This is a genomic window from Streptomyces sp. a15, assembly GCF_059026085.1.
The window spans coordinates 1-10866 of the sequence record NZ_JBWLKM010000041.1 but is presented as its reverse complement, the minus strand read 5'-3'; the positions used below and the strand labels follow the sequence as shown (position 1 = coordinate 10866).

General features: G+C 67.2%; 10 protein-coding genes, 1 other RNA gene and 2 pseudogenes. 7 read left to right on the top strand and 6 right to left on the bottom strand.

Annotated features, from left to right (window positions below; genetic code table 11):
- The first annotated feature begins 5 nt into the window (after positions 1-5).
- The 5 genes and pseudogenes from AC5P09_RS31865 to AC5P09_RS31845 all read left to right on the top strand — a co-directional run bounded on the left by AC5P09_RS31865 (position 6) and on the right by AC5P09_RS31845 (position 3883).
- Entirely contained in the window at positions 6-674 is a 669-nt protein-coding gene (locus AC5P09_RS31865) for a potassium-transporting ATPase subunit C (protein ID WP_493877200.1), read from the top strand.
- Between the two features lie 137 nt (positions 675-811).
- Positions 812-1652, top strand: a pseudogene (locus tag AC5P09_RS31860) (DUF4118 domain-containing protein); the annotation flags it as partial.
- A gap of 119 nt (positions 1653-1771) precedes the next feature.
- Positions 1772-1987, top strand: a complete 216-nt coding sequence (locus AC5P09_RS31855; RefSeq protein WP_493877199.1) for a hypothetical protein — start codon at positions 1772-1774, stop codon at positions 1985-1987.
- 29 nt (positions 1988-2016) lie between these two features.
- An RNA gene (rnpB, locus tag AC5P09_RS31850) (RNase P RNA component class A) lies at positions 2017-2177 on the top strand.
- Positions 2178-2746: 569 nt separating this feature from the next.
- Positions 2747-3883, top strand: a complete 1137-nt coding sequence (locus AC5P09_RS31845) for an NmrA family NAD(P)-binding protein (protein WP_493877198.1) — start codon at positions 2747-2749, stop codon at positions 3881-3883.
- Between the two features lie 24 nt (positions 3884-3907).
- Here AC5P09_RS31845 and AC5P09_RS31840 read toward each other — a convergent pair whose 3' ends face one another.
- The 5 genes and pseudogenes from AC5P09_RS31840 to AC5P09_RS31820 form a co-directional block, all read right to left on the bottom strand.
- Positions 3908-4114, bottom strand: a complete 207-nt coding sequence (locus AC5P09_RS31840; RefSeq protein ID WP_493877197.1) for a winged helix-turn-helix transcriptional regulator — start codon at positions 4112-4114, stop codon at positions 3908-3910.
- Positions 4111-4706: pseudogene (locus AC5P09_RS31835) on the bottom strand (HARBI1 family protein); the annotation flags it as partial. The pseudogene AC5P09_RS31835 and the gene AC5P09_RS31840, both read right to left, overlap by 4 nt.
- Entirely contained in the window at positions 4700-6196 is a 1497-nt protein-coding gene (locus AC5P09_RS31830) for a tripartite tricarboxylate transporter permease (protein ID WP_493877253.1), read from the bottom strand. The gene AC5P09_RS31830 and the pseudogene AC5P09_RS31835, both read right to left, overlap by 7 nt.
- Positions 6197-6241: 45 nt before the next feature.
- Positions 6242-6736, bottom strand: coding sequence for a tripartite tricarboxylate transporter TctB family protein (locus AC5P09_RS31825; protein ID WP_493877196.1), 495 nt, complete (start codon positions 6734-6736; stop codon positions 6242-6244).
- A 5-nt stretch (positions 6737-6741) separates the two neighbouring features.
- Positions 6742-7767, bottom strand: a complete 1026-nt coding sequence (locus AC5P09_RS31820) for a tripartite tricarboxylate transporter substrate binding protein (protein ID WP_493877195.1) — start codon at positions 7765-7767, stop codon at positions 6742-6744.
- A gap of 125 nt (positions 7768-7892) precedes the next feature.
- Here AC5P09_RS31820 and AC5P09_RS31815 point away from each other — a divergent pair, with 125 nt between their 5' ends.
- Together AC5P09_RS31815 and kdgD are read left to right on the top strand one after the other, a co-directional pair.
- A complete protein-coding gene (locus AC5P09_RS31815) occupies positions 7893-8858 on the top strand; it encodes a LysR family transcriptional regulator (RefSeq protein WP_493877194.1) in 966 nt (321 codons plus the stop codon).
- 42 nt (positions 8859-8900) lie between these two features.
- A complete protein-coding gene (gene kdgD / locus AC5P09_RS31810; protein WP_493877193.1) occupies positions 8901-9824 on the top strand; it encodes a 5-dehydro-4-deoxyglucarate dehydratase in 924 nt (307 codons plus the stop codon).
- Between the two features lie 151 nt (positions 9825-9975).
- Here the strand turns inward: kdgD and AC5P09_RS31805 are convergent, their stop codons facing one another.
- Positions 9976-10245, bottom strand: a complete 270-nt coding sequence (locus tag AC5P09_RS31805) for a transposase domain-containing protein (RefSeq protein WP_493877192.1) — start codon at positions 10243-10245, stop codon at positions 9976-9978.
- Between the last annotated feature and the right edge of the window lie 621 nt (positions 10246-10866).

Below are 10866 nucleotides of genomic sequence, written 5' to 3'. Positions count from 1 at the left end.
CCGCCATGAACAACTCGGTTACGAACACTGCCCGGTTGCTCTGGGCAGGGCTACGCGCCCTCCTCGTACTGACCGTGGTGACGGGCATCCTCTACCCGCTGGCCATCACCGGCGTCGCCCAGGGGATCTTCCCCGGCAAGGCGAACGGCTCCGAGATCAAGGCGGACGGCAAGGTCGTCGGCTCCTCGCTCATCGGCCAGGCGTACAACCTGCCGCTCAAGAAGGGCCAGGAGACACCCGAGCCCGACCTGAAGTGGTTCCAGGGGCGCCCGCAGAACGGCCTGGGCATCAACAGCGTCAACACCCAGTACAAGCTGATCCTGTCCGGCGCCACCAACCGTTCCGGTGACAACGCCGAGCTGATCAAGTGGGTCAAGGACGCCAAGGCGGCGGTCATCAAGGACAACTCGGTGAACGGCTACACGGTCAAGCCGTCCGACGTGCCCGCCGACGCGGTCACCTCCTCGGGCTCCGGCCTGGACCCGGACATCTCCCCGGAGTACGCCGACCTCCAGGTCCACCGGATCGCCGATAAGAACGGCCTGTCCGTCGCCCGGGTCCAGAAACTCGTGGACGAGCACACCGACGGCCGCATCCTCGGCTTCATGGGCGAGCCCACTGTCAACGTCCTCGAACTCAACATCGCGCTCAAGGAACTCGTGGCCAGGAGCTGATGGCCTTACGCGACCCGGGCGGGAGTTGGCGGGCCCGGAGGCATTCCAGATCCGCCAACTCCCGCGGCCATGACATGGTTTCCGCATCCTCTGGCTCTCCGTGCAACAGGAAGGCGCAACGAGACCATGGCACGCGGCACCGCAGCGAACACCGGGGTGTCGAAGATCTGGGGCTCGCGTGAGCGGATCGTCGTCGGTCTGACCGGCGGTCCCGAGGGCCGCACGCTGATCCGCCGCGCCGCCCGGCTCGCCGAGAAGGGCGCCGAGGGCGAGGTGCTGGCCGTCTACATCGCCCGCAGCGACGGACTGACCAACGCCTCGCCCAAGGAACTGGCCGTCGAGCGCACCCTGGTGGAGGACCTGGGCGGCACCTTCCACCATGTCATCGGCGACGACGTCTCGTCGGCTCTGCTGGACTTCGCGCGGGGGGTCAACGCCACCCAGATAGTCCTCGGCGTCTCGCGGCGCAGGGGATGGCAGTACGTCTTCGGGCCCGGTGTCGGCGCCACGGTCGCCCGGGAGTCGGGCCCCGACCTCGACGGCCACCTCATCACCCACGACGAGGCCGGCAAGGGCCGCGGGTTGCTGGTGGCGCGAGGTGCGCGGCTCGGCCGTCCGCGGATCATCTGGGGCTGGCTGGCCGGGGTGGTCGGCCCGACGCTGCTCATGCTGCTGCTGACCAACGTCGACGCCGAGCTCGGTCTCGCCAACGACATGCTGCTGTTCCTGACGTTGACCGTGGCGGCGGCCCTGCTCGGCGGCCTGCTCCCGGCGCTGGCCTCGGCGGCCTTCGGGTCGTTGCTGCTGAACTACTGCTTCGCCCCGCCCCTGCACCGCCTCACCATCGCCGATCCCATGAGCATCGTCGCCCTCGTGGTCTTCTTCGGCGTGGCGGTGTCGGTGGCCTCCGTGGTGGATCTGGCCGACCGTCGTACGCATCGGGCGGCCCGGCTGCGGGCCGAGTCGGAGATCCTCTCGGCCAGCTGGTCCGGATGCTTCAGCAGGAGCAGCAGGGTGTTCATGATCGACGCCCCTTCCGCCGGACCGGCGTCGACACCCGGCCCTGGAACACGCTGATCGCGCCGACGCTGGCGGCAGTGCTCATCGCCGTGCTGGCCGTGCTGGTGCTGGCGAACTTCGACCTGCTGACGGGCGGGTCGGGGGCGACGGCCCTCTCACTGATCCTGTCCGTGCCCGTGGTGCTCCTCATCGGGCTGGCGATCGGGCGGGCCGGTGCGGCCCAGCGTTCAGCCACCGAAGCCATAGCGGGCGGCGCCGCGGACCTGCCCGCCTCGGCCACGACGTCGGGGTGAGCCACCGACCTCACCAACCCTGACGGCACGGCTCCGAGTGGTCGATGACGGCCACCCGGGGTGACCTGCGGGACAGTGCCACAGAAAACGGACCGCCGGGGACCTCGTCCTCGGTAAAGGTGAAACGGTGGTGTATGAGACCACCAGTGCCCAGGGTGACCTGGGCAGCTGGGGTAAACCCCACCTGGAGCAAGGGCAAAAGGGGTTCCCCGGTGCTCCTGCGCGGACGCTCGAAGGCTGTCCGCCCGAATCCGTGGATCGTCGACAACGGCTCCTCGCACCGCGGCCAAAGCTCCGTGCCCGCCTGGGGCCGCCAGGTTCTCCAAAGCCGTCCTGGTCCACACGCCGGTCCACGTCTCCTGTGGCGCCCAATACGGTCAGCGCCCTGCATTGAGGGTTGTTCCAGGTGCTGACCGAACGCGAGGAAAATGCGGCATCTGGCGGGCTTCGGGCTGGTCCGCGATACCGAGCCCGGCCCGGATCGTCGCCAGCGGCGGTGGGAGGCGGTGGCGCGGGGCTTCCGGTTCGAGGCGCCGAAGGATCCGGACGGATGAGGAGGGCGGGTCGGCCGCGCGGGTCCTGTCCTGGGAGATGTTCCTGCGCTTGGGAGACCCGCCGAACCGGTGGACTGCCGAGGTCGAACCCAGGCTCGATTCTGTGTGACGGCGGCTTGCGGGTCTGGCCAACACCCGCGTCGTCGTCTCCGCTGACGAACTCGCCGCCATCGAGGACGCGATCGAGCGCGTTCTCGCGCCCTACGTGACGCGTGACGAGGCCGCGCGTCCGGTGGCCGCGGCGTCCGGCTGCTGCGTTACCTCCACCATCTTCGTCATCGGCGGCACAGGGGCCCAAGGGATACCTGTTGTCCGCGCTCTTGTCGCCGACAAGAAGTACTCCGTCAAGGTCCTCACGCGGGATGCCGCCTCCCCCCGGGCCCAGGCTCTCCTCGCGCTCGGCAACGTCTCCATTCTCGAAGGGTCATTCGCCGACGAGGATGTACTGCGCGAAGGATTTCGCGGCTGCGACGGGGCCTTCATCAACATCGACGGGTTCAACACCGGCGAGAAAACGGAGACCTACTGGGCCATCCGCACTTATGAGATAGCGATCGAAGAAGGTATCAAATTCTTCGTCTACGGAAACCTCGACTACGCCCTCAAGAAGTCAGGCTACGACTCCAGGTTCCGCACCGGCCACTATGACGGCAAGGGTCGCATGGCCGAATGGGTACTGTTCCAGAACGAAAAGAACAGGGACCGGATGGGAGCGGCGGTCTTCACGTCAGGTCCCTACATCGAGATGGTGATCTCACCGCTCACACCCATGACGCCCAGCATCGAGGACGGTGTCGTCACTTGGCGCGTCCCGCTCGGTGAGGGAGCCGTTCCGCAGGTGGCCCTCGAAGACTGCGGATTCTATGTCCGCTGGCTCTTCGACCATCCGGAACGGGCCAATGGCATGGACCTCGAAGTCGCCATCGAGCACATGACCTACGCCGACATGGCCGCAGCATTCGAGAAGGTCACCGGGCACCCGGCACAGTACATCGACACCGATCTGGAAACATATTGGAACAGCCCGGACCTGAAGGGGATTGCCGATCACCCTGCCGGATACAACGCAGATCCCAACGACAAGAGCACCATGAGCTTCCGTGACAATTTCACGGGCTTCTGGAATGTGTGGAAGCACGGGATCATCACCAGGGACTACGCTCTGCTCGACGAAATTCACCCCAACAGGATCAGAAGTGCTGAGGAGTGGTTCCGTCGCGAGGACCAGTTGGGGAGGGAACTCGGCAAGGGAAGTCTCTGGGAGAGGGTCCAGCCGGAGAACTGGAGCATGGACTCCGCGGTCCTCAAGAGCAGCGCGGACTTCAGGACGGGCAAGTTGTAGACGGCCCCATCGCACGGCCGGACACTATCTCCGACGCGGAACGAGCCGGTGCGGGGGGAGGTCTTGTCCGGCCCGGGCAGCCATCGTGGCCAGCACGACCTCAAGTGGTGAGCCGGCCGGGGTGAGCTGATACTCCACGCGGGGTGGGCTCTCCGGGTGAGCAGTGCGGATGACCAGCCCAGTGAACCCCTTCTCGGTAACGTCTCGTGACGGTTTGTGATCTTCGTTCAAGTGGTGCGGCCGTGTTCGAGTTGGAGCAGGGCGAGGGCGGCTCGGGCGATGCTTGCCGGGTCGAGGCTGACTCTGCGCAGGGCCTTGAAGTTGACCTTGAGCAGCGCGTTGGCGCGTTCGGCCACACCATGGACACCGCGGATGATGGCGTTCAACGTCCTTTGTTCTTCGGTGAGTTCGCCTCCTTTGGGCTTCTTGACCGGGTGGCGGAAGCCGGGCCCGGCGTTCTCGTGGCCCAGGTCGGTCAGGGTTGGGATGCCCAGGGTGGCGGCGAGCCGGTTCAGGGCACCGACCAAGCCGTGGGCGCGGGCGCAGGTGGTGTCGTGCTCGCGGCCCGGGCAGACCGGGGAGACCCACAGTGGCCAGCCGTCCGGGGCGGCGATCACCTGCACGTTCCCTCCGTGGTGCTTGTGTTTCCGGACCGCCAAAGGTCAGCGCCCTTGGGGCCGGCGGCGGCCACGCGGTCGGTACGGATCACAGTGCCGTCGAGGTTGAGGTGGGTGTATCCGGCTGCCGCCGCGCGCTCCAGGGCGGCCGAGAACGCGGCGTTCCCTTCGGGGGTGGGCAGGTAGCCGACGAGGACGGTCATACCGGTTCCTTGCTGTGTTGGGGGTCGGTTGTGCGGTTGCGCCAGATCGCCCGGGCGGTCGGCACCAGCGCGACGGCGAGGAAGAGCGCGAACAGCGTTCCCGAGATCGGGCGGGTGAGGAAGCCGCCGGGGTTGCCTTCGAAGAGCAGCAGGGAGCGGCGGAGTGAGCTTTCCAGGAGTGATCCGAGGACGAAGGCGAGGACGAGTGGGCCGGGGTCAAATCCGAGTTTCTTCATGAGGTATCCGAGGACGCCGAAGAAGACCACGAGTCCGATGTCGAAGACGCTGTTGTTGACGGTGTAGGCGCCGATGAGGGTGATGAGGACGGTGACGGGGGCGAGGATGGTCGGGCGTATGCGCAGGATGCGTACGAACAGTCCTACGAGCGGGATGCTCATGATGAGCAGAAGGATGTTCCCGATGTACATCGAGTTCACCACGCCCCAGAAGAGCTCGGGGTGCTCGGTGACGAGCTGGGGGCCGGGGGTGATGCCCTGGATCAGGAGGGCGCCGAAGATGACCGCCATGGTGGCGTTGGCGGGTATGCCGAGGGACAGCAGCGGGATGAACGAGGATGTGGCGGCTGCGTTGTTGGCGGTCTCGGGTGCGGCGACACCTTCGACGGCGCCGCGGCCGAAGCGCTCCGGGGTGCGTGATCGGCGTTTTTCCAGGGCGTAGGCGGCGAGCGAGGCGAGGACCGCGCCGCCGCCGGGGAGGATGCCGAGGATGAAGCCGATGACGCCGCCTCTGCCGATCGCGCCGGAGGACTGGCGCAGGTCGGAGCGGCTGGGCCAGACGTTGGCGACCTTGGTGGGGGCGTGGACCGCGCGGTGGCGTTCTTCCAGGGTGTAGAGGATCTCGCCCAGGCCGAAGAGGCCCATGGCGATGGGGACGAAGTCCAGGCCGTCTGCGAGTGACAGGCTGTCGAAGGTGAACCGTTCGGCGCTGGTGAAGCCGTCTCGGCCGACGGTGGCGAGCAGCAGGCCGAGGGAGGCGGCGATGAGGGCTTTGAGCATGCCGCCGTTGGAGACGGTGGCTACCAGCAGGATGCCGAGCAGCGCCAGCATCGTGTATTCGGGTGGGCCGAAGTCCAGGGCGAATTCGGCGACCAGGGGGGCGACCAGGCTGAGTACGATGATGGCGAGGGTGCCGCCGACGAAGGAGCCGATGGCGGCGATGCCCAGGGCGGTGCCGGCTTTGCCTTGGCGGGCGAGGGCGTGGCCGTCGAAGACGGTGACGACGGAGGATGCTTCACCGGGTAGGCGCAGCAGTACGGAGGTGATGGTGCCGCCGTATTGGGCTCCGTAGAAGATGCCCGCCACCATGATGATCGCGGTGACGGGTTCGAAGCCCAGGGTGATCGGAAGCAGAATGGCGATGGTGGCGGCTGGTCCCAGACCGGGCAGGACACCAACCAGCATGCCGATGACGACACCGACAAGGCAGTACAAGAGGTTGGTCGGCTCGAGGACGACGGCGAAGCCGTCGAGCACGGGGGACACGTCCAACGATCCTCCCAAACGTGTGGTGGTGTGCGGTCAGAACAGGTGCGGGATGGTGACCTTCAGCGCGCCGACGAACAGGGCGTAGAACGCGCAGGTGGCGGCGAGGCTGACGACGATGGAGGTCCGCCAGCTCTCCCGGCCCAGGATCCGTAGCCAGAAGAAGGCCAGGAGGGCTGTGGGGATCTCGAAGCCGATCACGCCGATGACCGCTACGTAAGCCACCATGGTCCCGACCGCCACGATCACCAGGATGCTGGTGCGGGTGAACTGCTCGGCGTCGTCCATGCGCCGGGCAGCGGCGGCCAGGAGCACGCCGAGAATGATCAGTGCTGCGCTCACCAGGGCCGGCCAGGTGCCGGGTCCGGGTTTCGAGGGGCTGCCTATGCCCAGGCTCAATGCCCCGGCGAGCGCCGCGCCACCGAGAACCACGACGACTGTGGCCGTGACGAGGTTGGTCACCGTGCCCGCTGCCGGCGGCCGGGTGTCGTCTGAGGGTTCGTCGGCGGTCGACGGGTTCTCGGTGGACATGGTCCTCAGCTTCCGCTCATGTCGATCTGGTACTCGTCGGCGAGGGCACGGTACTTGTCCAGCGAACCGGTCCACTGCTCGAGCAGCTCGGCGCCCTCGACCTCGTTGGGTGTGAGCAGCCGCTGAGTGTTGAAGTCCTGGTACTTCTTGTCCTCGAAAGCCTTGCGGAACGCCGTCCGCAGCCGGTCGAGAACCTCCTTGGGAGTGCCCTTCGGGGCGACGATGGCACGCGACTGCTGCACCGGGACGTCATAGCCGGCCTCGACCGCGGTGGGGATGTCGGCCATGTACGTGGGCCGCTTCTCCGCGAAGGTGACGAGCGGGGTGATCTTCCCGGCCTTGATCTGGGGCTGGGCCTCACCGAGCTGGATCGAGGCGACGTCGACCTGACCGCCCAAGACGGCGGTGAGTGTGGGGGCTCCGCCGTCGAAGGGCACGGCGGTCGCCTTCACCTTCGCCTGGGAGAACAGCAGCGCCTGGCTGAGGTGGCTGCCCGTGCCGACGCCGGTCGTACCGTACTTGAGCGAGCGGCCGGCGTCGACGATGTCCTTGACCGTCTTGAAACCGGACTTGGGGCTGGCGACCAGGACGTAGTCGTCCTGGGACAGGCCGGTGATGACTTCGTAGTTGTTGATGTCGACGGCTTCGTCGGCGGATACGGCCAAGGGCGTGATGTAGGCCAGCGAGCCCACGAAGAGCATGATGGTGTGGCCGTCGGCCTTGGCGCCGGCCAGTTCCTTGGCGGCGACGGCGCCGTTGGCGCCGGGCTTGTTGACAACCGTGATGGTCTCTTTGAGGTCGGCGCCGGCAGGTTCGGCGGCCGCGCGGGCGATGAGGTCGGTGCTGCCGCCGGGGTCCTGCCCGACGAGCAGGGTGATGGCGCTGTCTGGGAACGAGGCTTCGTCCTTGGATCCCTCATCCCCGACGTTGCCACCGCAGCCCGGCAGCGCGATCATGGCGGCGAACACAGCGACCGCGGCTATGCGGCGGTGAAGCCGGAGCCTGGGGTGAAGCCGAAGCCTGGTGTGCATGAGCGTCTCCTCAAGCAAGTTGGGCGGAGATGTGATATGCGTCTCGTTCCACGGTGTCGCGCAGCCTATGACCGCCCGTCATGCCTGTCCAACTCCGTTAGCGCATGGGGTGATACCTTTCTTGCATGACGTATACCTTGGACCAATTGCGTGGATTAGTCGCTGTTGCCGAGGAACTTCACTTCGGCCGGGCGGCGGCACGACTGCGCATGACCCAGCCGCCGCTGAGCCGTCAGATCCAGAAGCTCGAAGCGGCCGTTGACGTGCAACTCCTCGAGCGGGACAAGCAGCATGTGGCTCTCACGCCGGCCGGTGAGGCGTTCTTGGTGGAGGCCAGGCGCATCCTGGCGATCGCCGAGGCCGCCCCGGACCTGGCCCGCCGCATCCACTCAGGTTCCCGTGGCGTGGTGCGGCTCGGCTTCACCGCCGCGTCGACCTTCGGCACGCTCGGCCGCATCCTCAACCGGCTGGAGCAGAGCCTGCCAGAGGTCCGCATCGAGCTGTTCGAGATGGTGACGCGCGAGCAGATCGACGCCCTCGCCGGCGAGGACATCGACCTCGGGCTCGCCCGCCCGCCGTTCGACTCCGAACTCTTCGACTCGCGCCTGATCCAGCAGGAGGCGCTGTTGCTGGCGGTGTCCGCCGGGCACCGGCTGGCCGGCCTGGCCCGGCCCGCTCGCGCCGACGACCTGACCGGCGAACCGCTGATCTTCCACTCGCAGCGCAAGGCGCGGTACTTCTACGACCTGATGGTCAGCATGGTCCCGCTGGCCCAGGAACGGGTGGTGCACAGCGTGAGCCAGATCCTCACCATGCTGTGGCTGGTCTCCGCCGGGCGGGGTGTCGCCTTCGTGCCCGCCTCCGCCACCTTGCTCCGCATTCCCCATGTCGCGTTCATCCCGCTGGCCACGCATGTGCCCCGGCCGGTGGAGCTGCATCTGCTGTGGCCGCGGCATTCGCGCAATCCCGCCCTCGCGCGGGTGCTGGCCGCGCTTGAGGACCTGGACCCGTGGGAGCACCCGAGCGGGCCGGTGGTTTCGCCCCCCGCCGGCGAGAAGACTGATACCGAAGCGGCATCACACAATGCGTAAACTCTCTTGGACAAGCATCATGGCCGCTCTTACCGTGGCGGCGTGACGCTGACTCACCCTGCTGAACTCGCCCGCCAATTGACCGCCGGCCTGCTCTCCTTCCCTGTGACGCACTTCGATGACCAGGGCGCCTTCGACGAGATCAGGTATCGCGACCATCTCGCATGGCAAGCCGACTTCGACGTCGCCGGGCTGTTCGCCGCCGGCGGCACCGGCGAGGGCTTCTCGCTCACCTCGCAGGAGATCGACGACGTCGTGCGCAGCGCCGTCGACGAGGTCGGATCCCGTGTGCCGGTCATCGCCCCGGCCACCGGCGGCACCGCCCAGGCGACCGCTCAAGCCGTCGCCGCGCAGCACGCCGGCGCGGCCGGCATCCTGCTGATGCCGCCCTACCTCACCGAGGCCAGCCAGGCCGGGCTCATCGCGCACATCAGCGCTGTCTGCCAGGTGACCGACCTCGGCGTCATCGTCTACAGCCGGGCCAACGCGGTGCTGGAGGACGACACAGTCGCCGAACTCGCGGAGCGCCACCCCAACCTCATCGGCCTGAAGGACGGCGTCGGCGACATCGAGCGCATGACCCGCACGTACGCCAAGGTCGGCGACCGCCTCATCTACATCGGCGGCCTGCCGACGGCCGAGACCTTCGCATTGCCCCTGCTGCAGCTGGGCGTGAACACTTACTCCTCGGCGATCTACAACTTCGTCCCGCATTTCGCCCTGCGGTTCTTCGAGGCGGTCCGCGCTCAGAACAAGGACTCCGTCTACGGGATGATCAACGACTTCATCATCCCCTACATCGACATCCGCAACCACGCCCGAGGCTACGCGGTCTCCATCGTCAAAGCCGGCCTCACCGCCGTCGGGCGCGACGGCGGGCGGGTCAGACCGCCGCTGACCGACCTGACCATCGAGGAGCGCGAGGAACTCGCCGCACTGATCGACAAGATCAATCGGCCGTCATGAACGCGAAGACACCCACCGTCGCGCGCGTCGAAGCGGCGGCGCGCGTAGCCGAGTTCGCCGACGGCGTCAGGGCCGAAGACCGCGCCGAGGAGGGCGCGGGTGCTGCACTCGACGAGCGCGACCAGGCGCAGGAGGGGTTGACCGAACTCCTTCACCTCCCCGCAGTGCTTGGGATACGCCAGGTCAGCGCCTTCTCGTCGGGAACGCTCAGGGTGGTTCCGTCCACCGCGACCACCCGCAGTCCCCGGTAGAAGGATCCGCGCTGTGCCGGGGTGGTCACCGGGTCGACCAGGACCTCGAACAGGCGGCGCAGCGGGGCGCTGCCCAAGCGGCGGCGGGCCTGCGAGAGCGAGGAGGCGCCCGGCCGCGGCGCGTCGACCGCGCCCGGGCCCACGGTGAGACCGCCCGCCCGAGAGGACACCGCCGCGCTCTGTGCACCCGGTGACGACCCCTCAGCGTGGGCTGACAGGCCCTCAAGTCGACCGCGTCCGCCTTCGGTTTTCCGCAACGCCGACCACCGACGCCCACGGCGCGTGACCGCACTCCGCGCCCGCAAACACCTCCGCATCGGTCAACTGTCAAGATCCGGATACTCGGACACTTGCCGCTCGGAAACCGATCGGTGTACCGTGGTGGAAGCCGATCGTTTCTAAAGTCCCATGACCCACGGGCGGCGGTGCGGCGTCAGTCGATCGGCGCCGTTGATCGCCAAGCTGATGCAGAGATCAGCCCTGAACGCGCCGTGCCCAGCGCGCGCTGATCGCGTGCGTACTCAACTCGGAGTCAAAGACCATGTCTTCTCATGGCTTCTCGGTTTTAGCCATCTCACCGGCCCATGAATCGGGCGTAGACGACCGCCGTGGCCACCGTGACGACACCCTTAGCCGGAGGTTCTCAGATCAGATGAGGAACCTCTCGAGATGCGCGGAGGTTCATCGTGAGTCAACCCGGCCTCTCGACCGATCCGTCTAGTGTCTCGTGACCCTGATTGTGTTACTTCGAGTTGTTATTGACGAGTTTCTTCACGCTGGTCTGGACGAGT

Bases quoted from the DNA above. Each gene is read 5' to 3' on its own strand.
- AC5P09_RS31865 (WP_493877200.1), top strand. From the start codon at position 6: ATGAACAACTCGGTTACGAACACTGCCCGGTTGCTCTGGGCAGGGCTA.
- AC5P09_RS31815 (WP_493877194.1), top strand. From the start codon at position 7,893: ATGACGTATACCTTGGACCAATTGCGTGGATTAGTCGCTGTTGCCGAG.
- AC5P09_RS31820 (WP_493877195.1), bottom strand. From the start codon at position 7,767: ATGCACACCAGGCTTCGGCTTCACCCCAGGCTCCGGCTTCACCGCCGC.
- AC5P09_RS31825 (WP_493877196.1), bottom strand. From the start codon at position 6,736: ATGTCCACCGAGAACCCGTCGACCGCCGACGAACCCTCAGACGACACC.